Source organism: Candidatus Kerfeldbacteria bacterium, from assembly GCA_016214565.1.
Taxonomy (GTDB): Bacteria; Patescibacteriota; Patescibacteriia; order UBA10025; family JAHIVO01; genus JAXDBW01.
This window is the reverse complement of sequence record JACROE010000002.1, coordinates 202,207-224,823: the sequence shown is the minus strand read 5'-3', so window position 1 is coordinate 224,823 and position 22,617 is coordinate 202,207. Positions and strand designations below refer to the sequence as shown.

22 protein-coding genes are annotated in these 22,617 nt (G+C 47.3%); all 22 read left to right on the top strand.

Annotated features, from left to right (window positions below):
• The first annotated feature begins 34 nt into the window (after positions 1–34).
• The 22 genes from pilM (at position 35) to HZC01_01105 (ending at position 22,613) form a co-directional block, all read left to right on the top strand.
• The gene (pilM, locus tag HZC01_01210) at positions 35–1,210 is read left to right on the top strand and encodes a pilus assembly protein PilM (GenBank protein MBI5037316.1); all 1,176 of its coding nucleotides are present in this window, start codon (positions 35–37) and stop codon (positions 1,208–1,210) included.
• 206 nt (positions 1,211–1,416) lie between these two features.
• Positions 1,417–3,153 (top strand): hypothetical protein, encoded by a 1,737-nt coding sequence (locus HZC01_01205; protein ID MBI5037315.1) that lies wholly within the window; start codon positions 1,417–1,419, stop codon positions 3,151–3,153.
• Positions 3,150–3,731: a hypothetical protein gene (locus tag HZC01_01200; protein MBI5037314.1), complete on the top strand. Its 582-nt coding sequence runs from the start codon at positions 3,150–3,152 to the stop codon at positions 3,729–3,731. Before HZC01_01205 ends, HZC01_01200 begins: the two co-directional genes overlap by 4 nt.
• A 6-nt stretch (positions 3,732–3,737) precedes the next feature.
• Positions 3,738–4,655: a hypothetical protein gene (locus HZC01_01195; GenBank protein MBI5037313.1), complete on the top strand. Its 918-nt coding sequence runs from the start codon at positions 3,738–3,740 to the stop codon at positions 4,653–4,655.
• Between the two features lie 14 nt (positions 4,656–4,669).
• Entirely contained in the window at positions 4,670–6,439 is a 1,770-nt protein-coding gene (locus HZC01_01190) for a type II/IV secretion system protein (GenBank protein MBI5037312.1), read from the top strand.
• A 4-nt stretch (positions 6,440–6,443) separates the two neighbouring features.
• Entirely contained in the window at positions 6,444–6,833 is a 390-nt protein-coding gene (locus HZC01_01185) for a response regulator (GenBank protein MBI5037311.1), read from the top strand.
• Between the two features lie 9 nt (positions 6,834–6,842).
• Positions 6,843–8,048 (top strand): type II secretion system F family protein, encoded by a 1,206-nt coding sequence (locus HZC01_01180; GenBank protein MBI5037310.1) that lies wholly within the window; start codon positions 6,843–6,845, stop codon positions 8,046–8,048.
• Between the two features lie 290 nt (positions 8,049–8,338).
• Entirely contained in the window at positions 8,339–8,791 is a 453-nt protein-coding gene (locus HZC01_01175) for a type II secretion system protein (GenBank protein MBI5037309.1), read from the top strand.
• A 97-nt stretch (positions 8,792–8,888) separates the two neighbouring features.
• Positions 8,889–10,079, top strand: coding sequence for a glycosyltransferase family 39 protein (locus HZC01_01170; GenBank protein ID MBI5037308.1), 1,191 nt, complete (start codon positions 8,889–8,891; stop codon positions 10,077–10,079).
• Positions 10,080–10,094: 15 nt separating this feature from the next.
• Positions 10,095–11,069 carry a glycosyltransferase family 2 protein gene (locus HZC01_01165; GenBank protein MBI5037307.1) on the top strand — a complete coding sequence of 325 codons (975 nt, stop codon included), beginning with the start codon at positions 10,095–10,097 and terminating at the stop codon, positions 11,067–11,069.
• Between the two features lie 33 nt (positions 11,070–11,102).
• Positions 11,103–13,055: an O-antigen ligase family protein gene (locus HZC01_01160; protein ID MBI5037306.1), complete on the top strand. Its 1,953-nt coding sequence runs from the start codon at positions 11,103–11,105 to the stop codon at positions 13,053–13,055.
• Positions 13,056–13,103: 48 nt separating this feature from the next.
• On the top strand, positions 13,104–13,604 hold the full coding sequence (locus HZC01_01155) for a type II secretion system protein (protein ID MBI5037305.1): 501 nt from the start codon (positions 13,104–13,106) through the stop codon (positions 13,602–13,604).
• Between the two features lie 13 nt (positions 13,605–13,617).
• Positions 13,618–14,037: a hypothetical protein gene (locus tag HZC01_01150; protein MBI5037304.1), complete on the top strand. Its 420-nt coding sequence runs from the start codon at positions 13,618–13,620 to the stop codon at positions 14,035–14,037.
• Positions 14,038–14,099: 62 nt separating this feature from the next.
• Positions 14,100–14,852 carry a prepilin peptidase gene (locus HZC01_01145; protein MBI5037303.1) on the top strand — a complete coding sequence of 251 codons (753 nt, stop codon included), beginning with the start codon at positions 14,100–14,102 and terminating at the stop codon, positions 14,850–14,852.
• Entirely contained in the window at positions 14,849–15,514 is a 666-nt protein-coding gene (locus tag HZC01_01140; protein MBI5037302.1) for a prepilin-type N-terminal cleavage/methylation domain-containing protein, read from the top strand. Before HZC01_01145 ends, HZC01_01140 begins: the two co-directional genes overlap by 4 nt.
• Positions 15,502–16,218 (top strand): type II secretion system protein, encoded by a 717-nt coding sequence (locus tag HZC01_01135; protein ID MBI5037301.1) that lies wholly within the window; start codon positions 15,502–15,504, stop codon positions 16,216–16,218. The genes HZC01_01140 and HZC01_01135 overlap by 13 nt, the downstream gene beginning before the upstream one ends.
• A gap of 1 nt (position 16,219) precedes the next feature.
• Positions 16,220–16,939, top strand: a complete 720-nt coding sequence (locus tag HZC01_01130) for a prepilin-type N-terminal cleavage/methylation domain-containing protein (GenBank protein MBI5037300.1) — start codon at positions 16,220–16,222, stop codon at positions 16,937–16,939.
• Positions 16,932–18,359, top strand: coding sequence for a pilus assembly PilX N-terminal domain-containing protein (locus HZC01_01125; GenBank protein MBI5037299.1), 1,428 nt, complete (start codon positions 16,932–16,934; stop codon positions 18,357–18,359). The genes HZC01_01130 and HZC01_01125 overlap by 8 nt, the downstream gene beginning before the upstream one ends.
• 3 nt (positions 18,360–18,362) lie before the next feature.
• A complete protein-coding gene (ligA, locus tag HZC01_01120) occupies positions 18,363–20,390 on the top strand; it encodes an NAD-dependent DNA ligase LigA (GenBank protein MBI5037298.1) in 2,028 nt (675 codons plus the stop codon).
• A 17-nt stretch (positions 20,391–20,407) separates the two neighbouring features.
• On the top strand, positions 20,408–20,695 hold the full coding sequence (gene gatC / locus HZC01_01115; GenBank protein ID MBI5037297.1) for an Asp-tRNA(Asn)/Glu-tRNA(Gln) amidotransferase subunit GatC: 288 nt from the start codon (positions 20,408–20,410) through the stop codon (positions 20,693–20,695).
• A 1-nt stretch (position 20,696) separates the two neighbouring features.
• Positions 20,697–22,148, top strand: coding sequence for an Asp-tRNA(Asn)/Glu-tRNA(Gln) amidotransferase subunit GatA (gene gatA, locus HZC01_01110; protein ID MBI5037296.1), 1,452 nt, complete (start codon positions 20,697–20,699; stop codon positions 22,146–22,148).
• A gap of 60 nt (positions 22,149–22,208) precedes the next feature.
• Entirely contained in the window at positions 22,209–22,613 is a 405-nt protein-coding gene (locus HZC01_01105) for a response regulator (GenBank protein ID MBI5037295.1), read from the top strand.
• Positions 22,614–22,617 lie beyond the last annotated feature (4 nt).

The window sequence follows — 22,617 nt, the reverse complement described above, 5'->3', positions numbered from 1 at the left end:
GCATTATAGATTTTACATTATACATTAATTACCTATGGCAAAAAAACAAAGTTACGTCGGAATCGATTTAGGAGGATCCAGTATTAAGATTGTTGAATTGCAGTTAGAGCAGAATCGCCCTCAGCTGGTGACGTATGGTTTTATTGATGAGACATACAATATCGTGAAGGATGATACGAAAGAAGCGCGGGCGGCAATCGCTGAGCATTTGCGTGAGTTGCTGAAGCGCGCCAAGGTATCCACAGAAAATGCGGTAGCGGCACTGCCAAGCTTTAGCGTATTCAGTTCGATCATCAGTCTACCCGCCATGAATAAGAAGGATTTGATTTCAGCGGTGCGATGGGAAGCGAAGAAATTTGTACCTATTCCCTTAGAGGAAATGATTTTGGATTGGGAGGTATTAGGCGGCATGCCTGGCGACGATGGTAAGCAAGAGGACAAAAAGAGGAAGAAAGAGAAAGAGATAAATACTGCAGGATTGAATGTCCCGAACACAAATCCAACGGATAAAGGGGCTTCAGCGAAAGATACCGTTGATAAGCGGAGTATTATTGGAGGAGACTCAAAACCAAATCTGAAGGTTCTCTTAACCGCCGCTCCCAAAAATTTAGTAAATAATTACGTTGCCCTTTTTAAAGACGTTGGCCTCCGATTAGTTGGTTTGGAAACAGAATCATTCGCTATCGAGCGCTCGCTGGTAGGGAATGATCACAATCCCATCATGGTCATTGATATCGGCGGCGGAGCGACGAGTATTATCATTTATGCTGACGGCGTGCCTATCTTGAATCGGAGTATTGACCTCGGAGGGAAAAGTATCACCCAGGCGATTGTGGATTCGATGCAGGTTTCGTATGAACAGGCTGAGCAAATGAAGCGTGATCTCACTATTTCAATGGCTAATCAGCCGCTTGACCAATTGCCAAAGCAAGTGAAATACGTGATCAACGCTATCATGAATGAAATTCGATATATTACTAATATTTACCGAAATCAGAATAAACAGCCGATTTCAAAAGTTGTGTTAACTGGCGGTTCGGCTTTTCTCGGTAACATAACCCAGTATATTCAAGAAAGCTTCAACATTCGGTCGTTTGTGGGCGATCCTTGGGCGCGCGTGGTGCATCCGGTTGAAATTGATTCATTATTACGTGAATTGGGTCCGCGCATGTCCGTTGCTATCGGTTTGGCCATGCGAGAGTTGCAATAATTTGAATTATGCATTTTAAGGTCAGAGGTGCTTGACTTTAGTTTTTAAATGTGCTAAAATATATGTATATTAAGGTAAATATAGGGAAAAACTATTATTTGCCTGAATAAAAAAGCCGAGCACCCTGATATGAGGGTCTTGGTTGTATCCGTGCATCTCGCCAAAGCACGTACCCCACAAAACAAAAAACAAAAGGAGGCAAAACTATGGCGATCAATCTCCTCCCTAGCGAGGAAAAAGCAAAAGCAAAAACCGAAAAACAATCCCGCGAACAAACCATTGTCATGACTGGCCCCACGCATAGCGAAAAATCGCGATCAAGCGTGAAGCGGGCAGGTGTTTTGACATTTTTTAAGGGTGCTTTTTCTCGACCAAAAAAACAAGTTGCTGACGAAACAGCAGTTCGTTTACCCGAGCGCAAAGTGAATATTGAGGAGCATATTGTATATCGAGCGGCACCCGCTCTACCTGAAAAGAAGGTAATCACATATGTGAAACCAGCGGCGAAACCAGTTGTAACGCCCCATCCATTACCAAAAGATTCGGGTGGATTTTTGGCGCGCTTTATGCGGCGTCAGTCGGCTCCAGTTGCGCCCGCTGTACCAACCCAGCCACTGGGCGAACGGTTTCCTAAATACTCGCCCGTACGTTCAGAAAGGGAAGTATCACAGCCCGTGGATGATCAGCATCGTCATGGAGACGTGATTACGGTGACGACTGTTGCTGGTTTGAGCAAGTCTACCCATCAGGGATCATTCTTTACTCGATTATTGCATTGGTTACGTGGGTTGTTTGCGCGAGCAGAGAAGCCGGCAGTGGTAAAACCTGCGGCAACAGAAATAGAGGCAATGCCCACACCGGTTGAGCCCGCCTTGTCAGTCCGTTTCAAAGCTGCGGCAGTTTCATCGCCAATCATTGCTCCAACGCCAAAAGTAATTCAACCGGTACGTCCAACGGTTATTGCGCCCACGACACCTTCTCCAGCTCCGGCGATTAAATTTTCGAAGCCGGTAGTTTCGAGTGTACCAATTCCGTCAGTTGCCAAACCGGCTGTGCCGGCAATGCCCGTGGTTCCGCCAGCCCCGACAATTCCGATAGTGCAGGCAGTGCCGAAGAAAAAACACGCAACAAACGAAGCTATGCGCATGACTGAAGCGCAACCCATGACCCAGGCTGAGCCAAAAAAACAGCAGCTCTCGGGGTGGATGCGTTTGCTGCAATGGTTCAAGGAATTATTTCATCGGCCAGCAGCGGCCTCTCACACGCTACAGGCTCAGGCTGGTTTGGGCGCTGGCGCACCGCTTGGCACGAATTGGGAAGTCAACCTAGTACCCGAAGAATCGCTTGAACAAGAAATTTCGATTTCGCGGGTGATGATGCTGGCAACATTTATTGTAGTGGCCGTGGGCGTCGTTTTTGGCGGGTGGCTCTGGGCAAACTGGTATTACAATTCGATTACTACCGAGATAAATAAAATGAATAACCAGATCGTCATTGCGGATATTCAAATACGGTCATACGAGAAAATGCTTAATGAGATTAATGAATTGCGCGTACAGATTGATAATGTTTCCACACTGCTGGATAAGCACGTGTATTGGTCATCATTCTTTTCAGAATTGGAGCGGGCAACCAGTCCTGACGTGTATTTCACCTCAATGTCTGCTGATGTAAATGGCACCGTAACACTGCAAGCGGTTGGCCGTAATTATGACGCCGCGATTAAGCAGCTTATGGTATTTGAAAAGGCTCAGTCATTTGTTTCTGACGTCACGGTTTCCGGGATTGCTTTTACTGGAACCCTGGCCGAATCAACAAACACAACCGCGACTTCGGCGATAGGGAGCGCGACTCCGGCTGCTCGAGTCGGGGACACGCCAGTGACCTTCACCGTCGAATTGACGGTTCAGCCAGCCATCTTTTATTTCTCACCGACCTTATGAAATCGAAATTACTCAAACGTCGAATAGCTTATATTTTTAGCAGGTACTTTATTTTTGTCGTCATCGGCTGCGTGGTGCTGATATTGGGATTGGGTTATCTCTTTTTTGTCCAGCGTATTGTGACCGATATTCAGGAAGCGGGCGTGGTTGATTTGAATACACAGCTCGAAGCGCTTAATCAGCGCCGGATTACCCTTGAGCGGCTCGAGGATCTCGAAACTCGCTATCGGGCGGTCACTCACGCACAGATTGCTCAGCTGCAGTCAGTCCTACCCCATGAGTCAGAAATCCCGCAAATTATGATTGAACTGAAGGATTTCGTCGCAGATAATGAATTATCATTAGTTAGTATTGATAGCGGCCCATTAAGCATACCGGACGGCTCCAAAAAAGCGGCCAAGGCAGCAATTAAGACACTTAACATATCTCTGGGAGTGCAAAATGTTACCAGCTACTCAAAAATGAAAAGTTTTTTGGATGCGGTGAGCACGCAATTGCCGCTGCTTGAATTAACCTCATTGGCATACGATCCAGATCAGACAAACTATACGCTCAACCTTACGCTGTACTATCAATAATATTATATGTTGATTCAGAAACACAGCCTCAATAAACGAACTGTCAATCTCATTATCGCGCTACTCGTGATTGTGCTGGGTGGTGGATATTTCGTCTACAGCCAATTTTACGCAGCGGCGCCCAGCCAGCAGCAGGTATCACCGACGGGAGTGGTCAGTACCATGCCTCAGGTAAGCGTGCCGAAGTTTGAGGAGGATATTTTTTCTGATTCCCAGTTAAATGGCTTATCACGCAAACCGCACGAGGGATATGCCGATCAATACAGCGGTGTCGCTCTTGATTTGAGTGTACCCTTGCCCCCCACCAATGTGCACATAGAAAATCCCGGCGTTGGTAATACGCTTATTATCTCATGGAAAAATCCGGCGTTTGTTAATTTTACGTCAGCGCAGATTTATCGATCGCAAAATACGTCTGATAGGGGAGAATTAATCGCTACACTGGAAACATCCGATGCATCCGCGGAACTTAATTACCGAGATACAACGGTGGAAAATTTTGTTCGATATTATTACGTAGTGCGCATGGCAAATGCTGAAGGTGATACATCACCGTACTCGTCTAATATAGCAGCTATCGCGACTGATGAAGTTCCACCCGCGAGTCCCACCAATGTGGCGGTAACCTCAAACGACGATTCATTGACCATCACCTGGCAATTATTAGATCCAAGTGACGTTGCCTTAGTGCGAATTTATCGTTCTGCAATAAGCGGTCAGCTCGGCAGTGTACTAGTGGAGGGTGCTCCTCAGGGGGGCAGCGGAGCCGATAGCGACAAATATTCATTTAGCGATACGTCAATCCAGCCGAATACGCCGTATTATTACACGGTTACTGCAGTCGATGCTGAGGGAAATGAATCGACACGCGAACTCGTGAGCGTGCCGTATCACGCTAATCCTTTTGAGCCAATCAATTTCTAAGCGAGCCGCTGAATATGGATGATCAATTGAATCAAAATTTTCAATCCCCAGCTCAATCAATTGTTGATGTTGTCACTCAGCAAGTACAGTTACCTGCTGACAAATTAGCCAGTGTCCGCGAGCACGCCACGGATGACGAGTCGATTATCGCTGAATTGCTCCAGCGCGGATTTGTTTCTGAGGAGGATGTGGCGCGTGGTCGATCGCAATTATTAGGGGTTACCTATATTGATTTATTTGGGAAAACAATTTCCCAATCAGTTTTGAATTTGATCCCTCGCGAATTATCCGAGAATTATCACGTGGTTGCCTTCGCAAAAGAGGGGAACACGGTTTCGGTCGCCATGGTTAATCCGGGAGACTTCAAGGCGATTGAAGCCATAGAATTTATTGCACGAGAAAATGGGTACAAATTAAATTATTTTTTGATTTCTGATGCAGGTTTCCGCCAAGCGTTTAAACAATATGCAACGCTCGGCGCTGAAGTCGAAGAGGCGCTCGCAAGTACCGAGCAGAAGGATGGCGACGAGGATATGTTGGAGCAGGCGCTAACGAAGGAAAAGGGAATGGAGGAGGTGGTCAAGAGCGCGCCTGTGTCTAAGATGGTGAATGTTATTTTGAAGCACGCGGTCGAAGGCAATGCATCTGATATTCACATCGAGCCGGTGGAAAATGAGACGCGCGTGCGGTATCGAGTTGATGGCGTGCTGCACACATCGTTGGTATTACCGCGGTATGTTCATAATTCTATCGTGGCTCGGATTAAAGTTATGTGCAATTTGAAGCTGGATGAAACGCGGGTGCCACAGGACGGCCGGTTCCGTACGGAGTGGGGTGGGCGTATTATTGATTATCGCGTTTCGACGCTGCCACTCTTTGCCAATGAAAAAGTCGTGATGCGTATTTTGGATCGTGCGGCGGTGGTGCTTGATTTAGAAAAATTGGGGTTTGAGGGACGATCATTAGACTTGATGAAACGCGCTACAGAAAAAAGCGTGGGTATGATTTTACTCACCGGGCCGACTGGTTCGGGTAAATCCACCACTTTGTCAGCGTTGTTAACTATATTGAATGACGAGGCAATTAATATCGTGACCCTAGAGGATCCGGTTGAGTATTACATCGAAGGGGTGAATCAGTCGCAAATCAACCCTGATGTTGGACTGACCTTTGCCGCTGGATTGCGCTCTATTTTGCGCCAAGATCCGGATGTGATCATGGTCGGTGAAATTCGTGATAGTGAAACTGCTGAATTAGCCGTGCACGCTTCGCTGACGGGACATTTAGTTTTATCCACACTACACACCAATGATTCATTTGGCGCGATTCCCCGCATGATTGATATGAAAATTGAACCATTCTTGATCACGGCTTCACTTTCAACAGTGGTGGCTCAGCGCTTGGTGCGTCGGTTATGTCAGTACTGCCAAGAAGAAGTGGCGCTTCCCGCTGAATTAATGAAAGAGGTAGAGAAGCAAATGATGGGCATCCCGCCAGAAGCCTATAAACGCCATCTCGGCGTGGAGAAGCCGGAATTCAAATTTTATGAAGGCAAGGGCTGCGTCCGCTGCGAAAACACTGGCTACAAAGGACGTATTTTGATTAATGAAATTATTGAGGTCAATGATGAGATGAAGAATATTATTGTGAGTAATCCTACGATTGACGCTATCCGCGAGACCGCTCTCCGCCAAAATATGGTCGTGATGGCACAGGACGGCATTATGAAGGCTCTGGAACGCAAAACGTCATTTAGTGAAGTATTAAGCGCAACTAAAAAATAGTCATATGGCCAACTCCAAAACAAAAATATTACTGGTTGAGGATGATGCATTTTTAGCCGGCATGTACGTTACCAAGATGAACCTTGAAGATTTTGAAGTGGTTTTGGCAGGTGACGGGGAGGCGGGACTTGAACAAGCGCAATCAATCAAGCCGGACATTATTTTGCTCGATGTCATTTTGCCGAAAATGAGCGGGTTTGACGTGCTAAAAAATCTCAAAAGCGACCCAAAAACAAAGAATATTCCGGTTTTGATGCTGACCAATCTCGGACAGCAAGAGGATGTGCAGAAAGGCCTGGCAATTGGTGCGGTGGATTATTTGATCAAAGCGCATTTTATGCCAGCGGAAGTGGTGGAAAAAGTGAAATCAATTATTAGCAAAACGAAAAAATAATTTTTACCCATGTCGGAATTTGCGTATAAAGCGCGTACAATCGAAGGGCAAACAGTAGATGGCGTCGTAGTGGCGCCGTCGGAAAATATTGCGTATGGCATGTTACGCGATAAGCGCTTATTTATCGTATCGCTGAAGGAGCGGAAATCCCGGCAATTATTTTCAGGACTGTCATTTGGATCGGGGGTCAGTTCGAAGGACATCGTAGTTTTTGCTCGGCAGTTGTCGGTGATGATTTCATCAAACGTGCCAATTGTGCGCGCGCTGAAAGTTATGGTGGCACAAACAAACAGCGTCAAGCTAAAATCAGTGCTGTCTGATGTCGCTGACGAAGTTGATGGTGGCGCTAAATTATCTCAGGCCCTGGGGAAATATCCTCGCGTGTTTTCAAACTTCTTTATTCAGATGGTGCGTTCAGCGGAAACGACTGGGCGACTGGATGAAATTCTTGTTTATTTGGCCGATCAACAAGAAAAAGATTATGACCTGAAAGCAAAAACGCGCGGCGCATTGATTTACCCTTCGTTTATTGTGAGCGCTCTTATTTTAGTCGGAGCGATGATGATGATTTTTGTGCTGCCGCAGATCACTTCAATTTTTGAAGGAGCGGATGTTGATTTGCCGCTGACCACTATCATCTTCATTGGTATCAGTGATTTTTTGCGTGGATTTTGGTGGCTTATTATTTTATTGGCGATCGGCGCAGTCATTTTATTCCGTTGGTATAATAAAACTCCAGCAGGCAAACGGGTAATTGATAAAGTAAAAATTCGGCTACCTTTGGTTGGGGCGCTGTTTAGCCGATTGTATTTGACGCGATTTGCTCGGTCATTGTCGACGCTGCTGACCTCAGGCGTACCCTTAACCAAATCTTTGGATATCGTAGCTGATGTAGTGGGGAATACCCTGTATCATGATTTAACTCGGGAAACCATTAAAAAGGTTGAAGGCGGCGCTTCAATCACGACCGTTTTTGTCCAGAATAAGGACGTGCCGTTGATGTTGTCGCAAATGATGAGCGTGGGTGAGCAGTCGGGTCAATTGGATAAAATTTTGGAGAAAATCGCTGACTTTTATCAGCGGGAATTGGAGAATTCTCTGGGGAATTTAACAACGGCAATCGAGCCAATTATTATGATTGCTATCGGTGTGGCCGTCGGTTTCTTGGTTTCTGCCATTATTCTGCCACTGTATAACCTGTCCAGTACTATTTAAGCTAATAGACGCTGGCTTTTTACGTAGTTTTAGTTGACAATACGTACGAAATGTGATATTATTGATTTATTCTATACACAGGATTTGCATCAGCTTGTCGTACGGCACATTCAATTATCAGTTTCAATCTAAGAAACTAATAGTATCCCAAGTGGTTTCCTAGACATGTGGTATCCGCTTTCGTTGCTCTGTGAAGAGCACGGGTCAGGCGGATCCGTGATCTGTGATATTTCGCAGAACGCGGAAGCATATTGCATGTCTTTGCCACTATATAGAAAGGGGGTGAAGACATGAAACGAAAAGGTTTTACCCTTATTGAGTTATTGGTCGTTATTGCCATCATCGGTATTTTGGCAACGATCGGTTTGGTAGCCTTAAATGGCGCCCGGGAAAAAGCCCGTGACGCCACACGTAAATCTGACCTTGGTCAGATTCGTACTGGTTTAGTACTGTACTCAGACGATTACGGCAGCACCTACCCGGCAACGAGTGGTATTGCTAACGTAGCTTTGAGCGCATTAGCGCCGACCTACATTACTCGAGTTCCGGATGATCCTCAGGATACGACTCGGCACTACCGCTACCAAGCATGTAACGGTGGTCTCACCGCGCCGTTCTATATCCTGTATGCACAGTTGGAGTCTCCAGCTGCCACAGGACATTATTACTGGTTGAAAGGTGATGGTACGAATGATGATGATTACACGACTGGTGCTATTGGCTGTGGTATCACTGCTGACTAGTATCTTCGGATATTAAAAACAAGAAGCGTTCTGGATATTCCAGAGCGCTTTTTGTTTTACCATTGCTGCGGAAGTGAGAAGGTGGTAGGTTCATAGTATGATTAATCGGCAGCTACAAATTCGGGATTATTTTTTTCTCGGCGGAATAAGTATTTTTAATTATGTCATGTATTCGATACATCTCGGAAGATACCACTGGTTTCGCTATGATGAGGTCGCCTATGTATCTGCAGCACGTGGGTTTTTTGATGGGGTACTGATTAATAGTGAACACCCGCCGGTTGGTAAATATATTATCGCTCTGGGCATACGACTATTTGGCGATAATCCTGACGGCTGGAGAATCTTTTCTGTTGTGGCTGGTGTCACAGGTGTTATTTTTGTGTATCTCTTAGCCAAGCGCATGTTTGGCGGGTACATCGTGCCGGTACTTGCTGCAACTTTTCTCTCATTAGAAACATATTGGTTTGCCAGCGGTCGGCTGGCGATGCTTGATACTTTTTTAGCTACGGCTATATTGGTGAGTCTGTATTGCATCTGGCGGTATATTGAGGCGGGGCGGGCTGCCTGGGCAGTTGGCGCAGCCGCTATGATTGGTTGCACGGCAGCTATTAAGTGGACTGGTGGAGGTTTGCTGGTGCTGCTCTGGGGAGCAGCTCTCATCAAACGGAATCATTGGGTACGAATGATGGGTTTCTCGACGGTGGTGGCGGTTGCCTGCTATTGCCTACTCTTCATGCCGCTGTATCTGCTTATTCCTGGTTTGCCAAATTTATTGACACTGCATCGTGACATGGCTGAATTTCATAGTGCATTTCGGTCCGGTGCGGATTGGTTTAATGGGGGGATTATTCAATGGTTTCAATCATTCCCCATCCAGAGTGGCGCTGCCTATGATAATCCCGTGACCTGGCAGAGAGTATATCAGGTAGTGTACTCGGGCAATATTATTATCTTGTGGGCAGGCCTGGGCGTTTTGATAGCTTCTGCTGTGCGTTTGATACGGAAGCGGGAGGCCGGGCTGGTGTTTATAGTTAGCAGCCTGTTTGTTGTGGCAGTGCCATGGATTATTATCCCTGGCACGTGGAATGTTTTTTTGCCCCTAGTGCCACTAATTGCCCTTGCCCTTGCCTACTGGTGCTGGCACCTGTGGTCGGAGCATGGGATGACGGGGAAGCTGAGCGTGGGGCTATTTGTTGTTCTGAGCCTCGGCTGGTATTTGGCACTGCTGCCTCGACTTTGGCCGCTCTTGTATCAGCATAGTTTTATTGATACATTGATCATATAATTTTTTCTCGTCTGTATGCAGCAGGCTGATACCGCAGTCATCGTATTGAATTGGAATGGTCGCCAGCATCTTGAGACCTGTCTTGCTTCAGTGTGCCGGCAGGACTCCGTCCGTGCGAAAATATTTCTTGTCGACAATGGTTCACGTGATGGTTCAGTCGAGTATGTGCGGAATTCATTTCCCGAAGTAACAATAGTTGCTAACAAAAAAAATGTAGGGTTTGCCGAGGGGAATAACATTGGCATTCGCGCGGTACTGGAGGATTCTACCATTCGTTTTATCGCGGTGCTGAATAATGATACCGAAGTTGATGCCGGGTGGCTCAGGGCATTGCACACGGCTATTGAGCGCGATGTTCGTATTGGAGCCGTGGCCAGCCGGATGATGAATTTTTTTCAGCGAGACGTCTTTGATTCAGCGGGGGATTATTTATTGCCCCATGCCTTCAAGGTAGTTACACGTGGCGCAGGCGAGAAAGATAGGGGTCAATATGCAGAGGAAAACGAATGCTTCATTGCGCGTGGCGGCGCCGCACTGTATCGAAGGGAAATGCTTGAGGATATTTGCCTGGATGGAGATTATTTTGATCGCCATTTTTTTGCCTATATCGAGGATACCGATTTGTCAGTACGCGCTCGTTTGCGCGGGTGGAAGATCGTGTATGCGCCGTCAGCGGTGGTTTATCATAAGGTGTCGGCTACCGTGAATACGCTCGCCTCAACGTTTCGACTGTTCCATTCTGGTCGGAACCGGATATTTTTTGCCATAAAAAATTTACCCATCTCGCTTTGGCCGGCGGCGGTACGCGATCGTGCGGCGCTGGCTGCCGGCACCGGTGGAACACTTGTCCGGGCGTGGCTATTTATCCGGATTGGAGTAGCGGCACTGATTGCCTTGCCTCGTTTATTCCGGCAGCGCTTGGTGATTGGGCATCGAAGAACACTGACAAAGCGTGATATACTGGATTGGCAGCGTATGTTTAGCATCTGAATGGTGAAACGTTTTCCCGTTATGAATCATATTATGCCGGCAGTATCAGGGCGTGACCGAATCATTATGGTTTTGTTCATGGCACTGCTCACGGTGACCTCATTTTTTTCTGCAGAATGGAGCAAATGGGTGCACGCAATTGTTCTAATTTTTTCTTTTTTATTTGCCTTTTTAATTCTCCGAGGTCATCGATTTAATACCGCATCGACTCGCTGGAGATCAGTCGTCAGCCATCCGCATACATATATGATTGGTTGGCTCGTCATTGGGCTGGCGGGGGTATTTTTTTCCGTACATTGGTATGGGAGTTTGAGCTACTGGTTTTTGCTGGCTGCCTATATACTTATTTATTTTTCCGCTATACATTTTTTTCGTACCTGGCGACATATTGAACTGTTTAATTGGGGAGTCATTGGGGTTGGCGTGCTTGGGGCACTCGCTGGATTCGTAATGTTTCTCAATCAATCGAGCCCTCGCTTGAGCGGTTTTTTGTTTAATGCAAATGCGATATCTGGCGTGTTCATTCTCCTCATACCATTGGCGTGTATACAGTGGATTCAGGCGGAGCGGAAACTGTACAAAACAATATGGGGATTATCTGCACTAACCATGATCGTGGGGCTGGCTCTGACATATTCATACACCGCCTGGGTCAGTAGTATTATTCCACTCTACATATTATTGCGTCGTTTTCATCGACAAATATTTAGTCGTACAACGGTAGTGATCATGCTCCTCTGTGCCATCCTTGGCGTAGGAGGACTAATTGGTTTTCGCTATGCTCAGCATAAAGACCTGGGGCGGGCGATTAAAATTTATGAGACCATTTCCTATTCCGATTTCATATCAAGTTTCAGCCAGCGTTGGAATTTTTTGGTCAGCGCGATTCACATGGCAATTGACCACCCTATTATTGGGACCGGTTTGAATACATATCAAGATATGTATGCTCGGTATGCTGAGACGGTCAATGAGCAACCGCGTTATGCGCACAATTATTATATGCAGGCATTTGCTGAGCTGGGCGTTTTTGGAGGAGCGGCCCTCGTTGCTTTTATCATATTAGTAGGCAGGCGCATCATAGTAGTGATTCGACGCGAGACTGATGAACACCGGCGAGGAATCCTGATCGGCGCAGCCCTGGGCGCGCTCGCATCAGCAACGCATGCAGCATTTGATTTTGGTTGGCATTTTGCCCTGGTGTTTATTTTGTTTTGGTTGATGCTGGGGGTATTGATGGCCTGGGGGCGTCAACAAACGGGCGAATTAGCTTCAGCAGAAGCCGACAGTGATCGCCCGTGGATATCAAAAATGATATCGGCCGGCGTGCTCATAACAGCGATAGTTGTATTGTTTCGCGGGCTCACTGTATTTATGGGTGCGTACTTATTTGACATGGCTGAGCGCCAGGCACAACGTGGAGAATTTGAATCAGCGTTTGCTTCATATGAGCAAGGGCAGCGCTTTGATCCGGATTTGGTTGTTTATACCCAGTATGCTGGATTAGCGATAACCAATTTGTCGCTGCTGACGGCAGATCAGCGGGCCGCTCTGGAGCAGCGATTACTAACTTTGACCCAGCGGCAGCCGGAGCAGTATCGCCCATTCTGGATGCTGGGGCGATTGTACATTGCGCAGGATCAGTATGAGCGTGCGATCGTGCCATTGACTCGGGCAACCGAGCTTAACCCTTTATTTTTGCCTGATATTTTTTACGACTTAGGTTTTGCACTGTATTCTCAAGAGCGCTATGATGAAGCGGCGCAGGTTATCCGCGAGTACCTCGATGTATATTATCCTGGTATACGTGTTCGTAATCCGAATTTACCCACTCAATTAGCCGCACTGAATTATTTATTGGGAGAAATTATGAAAACGCAGAGGAATACTGCACGTGCCGAGTATTATTATTTACAGTCCTTGCAGTACGTAGATCAATTTGGACCGGCTATTACCGGCCTCCAATCGTTGAGTGAAATGCAATAATAGGCTATACTTGTGTTCAGAATGCGGTAACCCGTAATACGAACTCGCATGAGACAAAGCGTACCAAAAGGATTTACATTGATTGAACTCTTGGTAGTGATGGCGATCATTAGCATTTTGGCGACGATTGGCATTGCTACGCTAATGGATACGCGACGAGACGCGCGGGATGCGAAACGATTTGCTGATCTGACCGCAATCAGAGCAGCACTCGAACTGTATCAGGAGACGTATCAGCACTACCCCATCCCCATCGCGGCGAGTGGTACCGGCCCGGATCTCAGTACCAGCGGTGCGGTTGGTAGCATATTTTCCGCATCAAACAACCCGCTCTTTCCCACGTTCATGAGCAAGGCAATAATGGATCCAACAAACACCATTGGCAATGGTCTCTATTATTACTATGATACCAATGAATCTGCGCAAGTCGGCCACCGAAATTATGTATTTTGCTTCCATCAAGAAGCAAATTCAGGACAATGGTTTTATTATTATTCCACTGGCGTCTCGGGCGAGGCGAATAATTGTCCGACATTGCCAGCGACATAATGTATTTACACATATGAAATTAAATCAATCAGGAGTTAGCACTGTTACCATTCTCACCATCATCATTGTGATTGGCGTGCTTGTGGGGGGCGGTTTTTTCTTACTCAATCAAGAGCGATCAAAAACGCGTGATGCCAAGCGGATGGCTGACATGGCGCGGCTGCAGGCCGCTTTTGAAATGATGTTTAATAATCGAGCAAGTTACGGTGATGCGGCGATCAATGGCTGCGCCACGGCTGGGGATTTAGTCAGCGCCTGCAATTTGTCTGGGTATCTTTCTGATAGTGCCCAATTCAAAGACCCGGGCGGTGGTGCGTATACCGTGACAACCGTGCCAAGTGAGCTAACCTATCAGGTGACCTTTTCCCTGGAAAATGCTTACGGAAATTATGCCGCCGGGCAGCACACCCTGTCTCCGGAAGGGATACAGTAGGCACCATTTCATTAAGCTTCTTTCTATACGAGAGGGTTATTTTTTGGTATAATAAAGCGACTATGGACGCTTTTTTAGTACTTATTTTAGGCCTGGTGGTGGGGAGCTTCTTAAATGCGGTGATCTATCGTTTGCACGCTGGAGTTAGTTTTGTCCGCGGGCGGTCGTATTGCCCGCATTGTAAACACGATTTATCTACCTGGGATCTTATCCCGGTTTTTAGTTTTGTGATGCTGCGCGGGAAATGCCGCTATTGCCACAAGCCAATTTCCTGGCAGTATCCACTCGTTGAACTAGCCACTGGATTACTCCTCGGGTTATTGTGGTGGAAGTTTGGGGTGTCGGTACAATTCTTCGTGTACAGTGTCTATACTATTTTTTTGATTGTCATGTTTGTGTATGACCTGCGGTATTATTTGATCCTTGATCGCGTCAGTATACCGGCGATGGTGGTTAGCGCTATCTTATCTATTGTGGTATTGCGCGTGGCGGTCATTGATTTGTTTATCGGTGCGGTGATCGGCGGGGGCTTTTTCTATGTGCAATACATTATTTCTCGGGGTAAGTGGATCGGCGGGGGAGATATTCGCCTGGGTGTCGTCATGGGTCTGATGCTGGGGTATCCATATATATTGATTGCGTTTTTCATTGCGTATTGCTGTGGCTCGTTGGTAGGCATCGGGTTAATCGTCGCTCATACTAAGAAATGGAAAAGCCAAGTACCCTTTGGAACCTTTTTAACCGCGGCGACGATTATTTCATTTTTTTTCGGTGAACGCATTTTAGAATTTTATCGTGGACTAATCGGTTTATGATAGCGAAACCCAATAGTCGAGGATTCACCCTGCTGGAATTATTGATTGTCATGTTTATTATTGGTGTGCTTACGATGATCATCGTCGTTAATTTTAACCGCGGCGATAAGACGCAGGATTTACGCTCGACCAGTACTCAATTAATTCAATCAATTCGGTTAGCACAAGGGTATTCCACGGGAGGTAATAGTTTATTTTTTTGCGGACTTGGAGCGACGCAGCATGCGTATGAGCGGTGTGCTAATGACGCGTACTGCGGGGGCGCAGTTAACTCATGCACTGACGCAGTACCGCCGGGCGGATACGGCGTACATTTTGGCGCCCCATATAGTTATACGCTTTTTGGCAATACTAATACCGCAGAAAATTATTTTTCAGTGGTTGATCCACTCATTTTCCAGGCCGACACGCTTCCTACGCATGTGGGCATGATCGCGTATCGCATCGGCGGCGTCACCCATGCGGCGGAGGTTGATTCGTTGGATATTGTTTTTATCCCTCCGACCGGCACCATTTCATTTTTTGTTGGTGCATTGCCTGATGCCAGTACCCAGGTCGATTTGCTGATGAAGCATCAAGAAATAGACACAATCTGTCGCATTATTTCCGTTAACCGGGCGTCTAATCAAATAAGCGAAAGCCAAGGCGGATGCACATTCTAGGGAGTAAAAAAAACCAATCCGGACAAACGCTGCTTGAGCTTATTTTCGCTCTCGGCATCATGATTACCGCGCTGACCGCCACGATTGTGCTTATCGTATCCAGTATTAACGCGAGTCGGGAAAGTCGGCAGAAATTAGTCGCCACCAGCTTAGCGCGCGAGGGGATTGAACTCGCGCGCGGGATTCGGGATAGTAATTGGGTGACGGTGCAGTATGGCATTTGCACTGACAGTGGGTCTGGCGTCACTAATGAAGGCTTGCCCTGTACCTCTGATTCCTTTTGTGGCGCTGGCACCTGTGCACATGAAGTATGGGATGCCGGATTGACAGGGGCGAGTCCGGCTATTCCCGTAATAACCGGTTCCAGTCCGTACGCCTTTGATTTTTCCGTTGCCGCATTTACTGATCAGACCGCGCGTATCTATTTGAATAATAATTTTTATCGGCAAGGCGCTGGCGTGACAGGTAATCCTACGGAATATCACCGATTAGTCTACCTCAATCCGATTTGCCATGACGCGGGCGGTGCAGAACGCATTGTGGATAAATTTGATAATTATACCTGTGGCCAGGGCGGCAGCCCAGTCGCGGCGTATCCGGAAACGGTCGGGTATCGGATTATCAGTGAAGTACGGTGGCCTGATGCTGCATCAAATCGAAAAGTGATTCTCGAAGATCGTTTGTATAATTGGCAAACGCTATAATATGTATACTCGACGACACAACCAATCAGGCTTTACCCTCATCGAGATGATCGTGGCGATGGCGATTTTCACCGTGACTGTATTAGTGGCGACCAATGTGTATCTACTGGTCAGTAACAGCCAGCGTCGTGCGCTCGCATCACAAAAGATTTTGGATGACGTGCGGGCGTTGTTTGAAACGATGACCCAGGAAGTGCGGCTGGGTACCATTAATTATGATTACTACGAATCGCAGGGAACCGATTTACATCCAGCCGCTGGCAGCGGGGTGGACACCCTGGCATTGCGCAGCCAGAGCGGCGAATTAGTATTCTTTCGCCATGCCACTGACCGGGTACAATATTGTACAGAGGTTACGGCGGGTGAATGCGATACTGCCGGGACCGGTTGGCTTGATGTGACACCAGTCGGCGTCAATATTGAAGCGCTTTCATTTACGATTACCCCGAGCGCCGATCCTTTTGCTAACATTCTTCCAGTTGATTGCCAATTATTGGGAGATGCTGCCTGTACTGCCGCTGGACTGGATTCCTATCGTTGTGGTACGGACGACATTTGTCGTTACTACAGTAATGGGGATAATGTTCAGCCGCACGTGCTGATTATGATTAAATCAACGGCTATCGGTCAGAGCCAGGCAGAACGAGCGAGTGTGAACATGCAGACTCTGGTCAGCTCTCGGATTATTACCAGTGCATTACAAAACCAGTACCATGATTAATCGACGCACAACTCAACCTCAGGGGATTGTATTGGTGTATGTTCTCTTGATTACTTTTTTGATTACCGCCATTGCCATCACGGTATCGGTGGTTATTATTAATGAGCTGAAGCTGACGACTACGGCGGCTGACTCCGTCCTGGCCTATTATGCGGCTGAGTCTGGCATTGAGCGCGGTTTGCATACGCTGAAACGAATGCGAATAAATGGCAGCAATACCTTGGCCGATGCGGTGACAGCTATCCAAGGATTATCCGCGTCATTATCCAATAATACGAACTATGATAACGCTGGCAGCAGCCAGCAATCGTCAGTCATTCAAAATCAGCTGGTATACGAGAATCAATTTGTTCAAGCTGATTATTATGATTTTGAAAATTCATTGACACTTGATTTGAATTCAGTGGCTGAATCAATAGTCGTGACGAATGGAGGAGCGGATCCAAGTACCTGGGCAGAGGTATCTTGGATTGCCTGGGATGAGCAGGGTACGCTGGGCGAGTCCGTGGCCGCTCGAAAACTTATTGGGCCGACTGATCTCGCCAATGGCTGGACTATTAACGAACTCGACGTATTTGACGATCCACTCAATAACATAGTTCCGCGCGGCTATCGCGTGCGGATTAAGGCACTGTTTGGGAATTTATCTCGCGTCTCGGTTATCCCGTATGACGAGCCCAATGGTGCCGGAAATGTTGTTGACCTACCCTCATTGATTCAGATCAAATCAGTGGGTGAACGCAGTGCCCTGAAGCAATCATTAACCGCGACAGTTCCATGGAAAATACCATTGTATGGACTGTACGATTATGTGTTATTCAGTGAGGGTGAATTATTGAAAACAATAATTTTGAGCAACCCTACCTACAGTTCAGGGCCTATTCATGTAGAGGAGTCGCTGGGTGCGGGTGTCAGCTGCGGAGATTGCGCTACATGTCAGGCGGCTGGTTGGCTGGCTAGCGCCTGCCACTCCACGACTAATACCTATGCCTCATGCGGCACCGTGTCAGGAGCGGGCGGCTGTCTTATCAAAGGGTTTAATAATATTTGGGGATTTACATTGCCTATTCCGGTGAATGTGTCGGCCGGGGATGCTTACTATGTCAGTTTGCGTATGAATTACAATTGTTCCGGTAATCCCTGTACTCCAGCTGGACGCGATTTGGCAGTCGAAATTAGCGGGCAGTCCGTCGTGGTTGATGACCAAGCGCCGGGAAGCAGTGATGTGTGGCGAACCTGTACTATTCCTGAGCCATTTCCCATTGGATCTACGACGTTACCAACGACTGATCCATCTCGTTCAATTCAGATAACCGATCATCCGTTTGGTTTGGCTGAGGGTGGTTGGAGCAATCATGAAGCAGTATTTGTTGATTGGTATCAGCTCAGTACGTTTAAGCTATTTGAAGACTGTATTTAACCTATGGACATGCACTCAGCTCGGCAACGCGTGAAACAATTGCGCGCTGAGATTAATCGCCATCGTTATCAGTATCATGTTTTAGACCGGCAAGAGATCTCAGACGCGGCGCTTGATTCATTGAAGCATGAATTGCAGCAACTTGAGGAGCGTTATCCTGAATTGATCACGCCCGATTCGCCGACGCAGCGTGTCGGCGGCAAGCCGCTTGATGATTTTAAAAAAGTTCATCATGAACATCCAATGTTATCGTTGAATGACGTTTTTGCAGCGGGTGAAGTAATCGCCTGGGAAACTCGCATCAGTAAATTATTGCCAGATGCGCGTCAGCTCGACTACTTTGCAGAATTGAAGATGGATGGCTTGGCACTTTCACTAGTGTATCGTGGTGGGGTATTGTATCGAGCGGCGACGCGGGGCGATGGTCGTATCGGCGAAGATGTCACGCAGAATGTCAGAACTATTGAAGCAGTTCCATTGCAACTGCAGCTGGATGGACTATCGCCGACATTGCGGAAGCAGGCGCTTGATGAAGTAGAGATTCGCGGCGAGGTATATATGACTAAGCGCACGTTTGATGCATTGAACCGTGAACAGGAGAAACGGGGCGAGGAATTATTTGCCAATCCGCGCAACATTGCTGCTGGTTCGATCCGTCAGCTTGATCCTACCATAACGGCATCACGCCGGCTCAGCTTCATGGCGTATGATTTGCCGACTGACCTGGGGCAGCAGACCCATGCCGATACACATGCATTATTAGTACAGCTGGGCTTCCGCGCTGGGGATCATAATCAGGTGTGTAAAACACTTGATGAGGTGGAGACCTATCATACGATGATCGGGAAAAAGCGATCAGGATTTAATTATTGGTCGGATGGAATTGTCGTTACGGTTAATGACATTGCGACATTTAAAAAGCTCGGCGTGGTGGGGAAGGCGCCGCGCGGATCAATCGCCTATAAATATCCGGCAGAGCAAGCGACGACCGTGGTGGAGGATATTCAGGTACAGGTCGGCCGCACCGGAGTACTGACTCCCGTTGCTCATCTACGTCCAGTCCAGGTGGCCGGTACTACGGTTTCGCGCGCCACGCTGCATAATATTGATGAGATTAATCGGCTTGATGTGCGAATTGGGGACACTGTAGTCATCCAAAAAGCCGGCGACATTATTCCCGACGTGGTGCAGGTGTTGGCGAACATGCGAGCCGGTTCAGAAAAGAAATTTGTCATGCCCAATAAGTGTCCGGTCTGCGGTTCGTCCGTGGCTCGGCGCGAAGGTGAAGTGGCGTATTATTGCACTAATTCGAGTTGCTACGCATTACAACATGAACAGCTCCGACACTTTGTATCGAAAAAAGCATTTGATATTGATGGATTGGGACCAAAGATATTAGAACAATTATCGGCAGCCGATTTGGTGAAGTTACCGGTTGACCTCTTTGATCTGACTGAGGCAGACTTAGAGCCGCTCGAGCGTTTTGCCGAGCAATCGGCACATAACTTGGTTGATGCAATTCATAAGGCCAAAAAAGTTTCATTGGCACGATTTATCTATGCTCTTGGCATCCGGCATGTCGGTGAAGAAACGGCTCGCTCATTAGCTGAGACGTTTCACACTATTGATCGCGTGATGGTAGCTTCGCTTGAGGATTTCCAGCGGATTCCCGATGTGGGTGGGGTGGTAGGAGAGAGTCTCTATTCTTATTTTCAAAATAAGAAAAATATGCAGCTGATTGCTGGATTGCAGAAACGCGGCGTGATCATTGAACGGGCGGTGGCGCAGAAAAGTGTGGGAGCGCTGCAAGGGAAAAAGCTTGTGATAACGGGAACACTGGCATCATTGTCTCGCGAAGAAGCTGCGGAACGGATACGACAAGCGGGTGGCAAGGTTCAATCTGCCGTTTCAGCTAAAACCGATTATCTAGTCGTTGGCGAAAATCCTGGCTCAAAGCGGGAGCAGGCAATGAAGCATCGTGTGCCCATCTTGAGTGAAATGGATTTTTTGAACTTGTTAAAGAAAGCGTGATATACTACCAAAACACTATGGCACTAACCGAACAAGACATTCAGCGATTGGCACATTTGGCGCGCATTGAGCTCACCCCGGAGGAAGCTCAGGTTTTTGGTGAGCAACTGTCGTCGGTTCTAGAGTATGCCAAACAAATTGAAGAAGTTGATACGAGCAGCGTTCAGCTGTCGTCACATATTGATTACCTGACGGACGTTTTTCGTGCGGATATTCCTGTCGACGCGTCATTAGCGGATGAGAGTATTGCGCAATTTCCTCAGGCAGCCGGCCGGCTTAATAAAGTAAAAGCAGTGATGGAATAATATGGCAGCACCCTGGACGATCCGGACAGCTTATGAGGCATTAGCTGGTAATAAGATTTCCTCTCGTGAACTTACAGAGGAATATTTGGCGCGCATAAAAAAGTATGATCAGCGGATTGGCGCTTTTCTCGAGACCTATACCGAATCAGCCTTAGCCGAGGCTGACGCGGCTGACCAGCGTCGAAAAGAAGGAATGGCTGCCGAATTGACCGGCATCCCATTTGCTATTAAGGATTTGATTATGATAGCTGGCCGTCGTTGTACTGCCGGTTCTCAAGCATTGGCTGATTATCGCGCTGCATACGATGCGACAGTGATTTCTAAATTAAAGGAAGCCGGTGCAGTATTTCTGGGGAAAACCAGCCTCGATGAATTTGCTATGGGTTCATCAAATGAAAATACACGGATGAGCCAGCCGAAAAATCCGTGGGATACGATGCGCGTACCTGGTGGTTCGTCAGGTGGCTCGGCGGCAGCCGTGGCTGCAGATGAATGCGTGGCAGCGCTTGGTACAGATACGGGTGGTTCAGTTCGCCAGCCGGCGTCATTTTGCGGGGTGGTTGGTCTCAAACCAACCTACGGCAGCGTTTCGCGTCATGGAGTTATTGCGATGACCTCTTCGCTCGATCAAGTAGGGCCGCTTACTAAATCAGTCTATGATGCGGCGCTGGTTTTTAATGCAACTTGTGGGCGCGATAGTCATGATAGTTCAATTGCTAAAGGTGTTCAGCACATTGATCTAGCTCAATTAGAAAAACCAATTAAGGGGATGAAGATTGGCTTGCCCGAGGAATATTTCGTTGAGGGAATGGATGCGGCAGTGAAAGATTTAATTGATGCGGGTATTAAAAAACTTGAGGAATTAGGCGCTGAGATTATTCATGTGTCCCTGCCACTCACGAAATACGCATTAGCGGTTTATCAAATTACCGCCACTTCGGAAGTTTCTTCAAATCTTGCCCGGTATGATGGGATGCGGTATGGGTTAAGTGTAGAGGCAGAGCAATTACTTGAGGTATATCAGAAATCTCGAGCGTTGGGTTTTGGAAGTGAAGTAAAACGTCGCATCATGCTGGGCACCTTTGCACTTTCGGCGGGGTATCATGATCGGTACTATGTTCAGGCACAAAAATTGCGGACGATGATTCGCCAGGAGTACGCAGACATTTTTAAGCACGTCGACTGTCTGGTGAGCCCCACCTCACCATCCACGGCATTTCTTCATGGCGAAAAATTTGCCGACCCACTGATGATGTACCTTTCTGATATTTATACTGTTCCGGCAAATATTGCTAGCATTTGCGCAATTTCAGTGCCGGCGGGATTGGCAAATGGATTACCTGCAGGAATACAGTTTATGGCCCCGGCATTTGCTGAAACGAGACTGTGCCATCTTGCTCATCAGTATGAGCAGGCAACCGACTGGCATACGTTACAGCCAAAGTTGGGTTGACACTGATGCGATGTATTGTATACTATACCCATCACCGCGTTAAAAATATTATACATTTGTATGACCGCAGAACAGAAAAAACAAGACAGAAAAATTATCCTGGTGGAAGATGACAAAATGTTAGCTGACATGTACACCACGAAATTTGAGAAAGAGGGTTTCCATATCATGCGCGCTCATGATGGTGCCGAAGGTTTGGAAATGGTCAAACAAGAGAAGCCGGATCTGGTATTACTCGATATCATAATGCCAAAATTAGACGGTTTCGCAGTATTGCGGGAGATTCGAAAAATGCCGGAATTAAAAAAGACGCACGTCCTTTTGCTCACCAATCTTGGCCAAACTGAAGACGTAGCCAAGGGTCATGAATTGGGCGCCGACGATTATTTTATCAAAGCTAATCACACGCCAGCGGAGATCGTCGAAAAGGTGAAATACATGCTGGCGCATTTAGACACGAAATAAGCAT

Bases quoted from the DNA above. Each gene is read 5' to 3' on its own strand.
- gatC (MBI5037297.1), top strand. From the start codon at position 20,408: ATGGCACTAACCGAACAAGACATTCAGCGATTGGCACATTTGGCGCGC.
- HZC01_01150 (MBI5037304.1), top strand. From the start codon at position 13,618: ATGAAATTAAATCAATCAGGAGTTAGCACTGTTACCATTCTCACCATC.
- HZC01_01160 (MBI5037306.1), top strand. From the start codon at position 11,103: ATGCCGGCAGTATCAGGGCGTGACCGAATCATTATGGTTTTGTTCATG.
- HZC01_01180 (MBI5037310.1), top strand. From the start codon at position 6,843: ATGTCGGAATTTGCGTATAAAGCGCGTACAATCGAAGGGCAAACAGTA.
- HZC01_01195 (MBI5037313.1), top strand. From the start codon at position 3,738: ATGTTGATTCAGAAACACAGCCTCAATAAACGAACTGTCAATCTCATT.
- HZC01_01205 (MBI5037315.1), top strand. From the start codon at position 1,417: ATGGCGATCAATCTCCTCCCTAGCGAGGAAAAAGCAAAAGCAAAAACC.
- HZC01_01185 (MBI5037311.1), top strand. From the start codon at position 6,444: ATGGCCAACTCCAAAACAAAAATATTACTGGTTGAGGATGATGCATTT.
- HZC01_01200 (MBI5037314.1), top strand. From the start codon at position 3,150: ATGAAATCGAAATTACTCAAACGTCGAATAGCTTATATTTTTAGCAGG.
- HZC01_01165 (MBI5037307.1), top strand. From the start codon at position 10,095: ATGCAGCAGGCTGATACCGCAGTCATCGTATTGAATTGGAATGGTCGC.
- HZC01_01175 (MBI5037309.1), top strand. From the start codon at position 8,339: ATGAAACGAAAAGGTTTTACCCTTATTGAGTTATTGGTCGTTATTGCC.
- HZC01_01155 (MBI5037305.1), top strand. From the start codon at position 13,104: ATGAGACAAAGCGTACCAAAAGGATTTACATTGATTGAACTCTTGGTA.
- pilM (MBI5037316.1), top strand. From the start codon at position 35: ATGGCAAAAAAACAAAGTTACGTCGGAATCGATTTAGGAGGATCCAGT.
- HZC01_01105 (MBI5037295.1), top strand. From the start codon at position 22,209: ATGACCGCAGAACAGAAAAAACAAGACAGAAAAATTATCCTGGTGGAA.
- HZC01_01145 (MBI5037303.1), top strand. From the start codon at position 14,100: ATGGACGCTTTTTTAGTACTTATTTTAGGCCTGGTGGTGGGGAGCTTC.
- HZC01_01130 (MBI5037300.1), top strand. From the start codon at position 16,220: ATGTATACTCGACGACACAACCAATCAGGCTTTACCCTCATCGAGATG.
- ligA (MBI5037298.1), top strand. From the start codon at position 18,363: ATGGACATGCACTCAGCTCGGCAACGCGTGAAACAATTGCGCGCTGAG.
- HZC01_01135 (MBI5037301.1), top strand. From the start codon at position 15,502: ATGCACATTCTAGGGAGTAAAAAAAACCAATCCGGACAAACGCTGCTT.
- HZC01_01190 (MBI5037312.1), top strand. From the start codon at position 4,670: ATGGATGATCAATTGAATCAAAATTTTCAATCCCCAGCTCAATCAATT.
- HZC01_01140 (MBI5037302.1), top strand. From the start codon at position 14,849: ATGATAGCGAAACCCAATAGTCGAGGATTCACCCTGCTGGAATTATTG.
- gatA (MBI5037296.1), top strand. From the start codon at position 20,697: ATGGCAGCACCCTGGACGATCCGGACAGCTTATGAGGCATTAGCTGGT.
- HZC01_01125 (MBI5037299.1), top strand. From the start codon at position 16,932: ATGATTAATCGACGCACAACTCAACCTCAGGGGATTGTATTGGTGTAT.
- HZC01_01170 (MBI5037308.1), top strand. From the start codon at position 8,889: ATGATTAATCGGCAGCTACAAATTCGGGATTATTTTTTTCTCGGCGGA.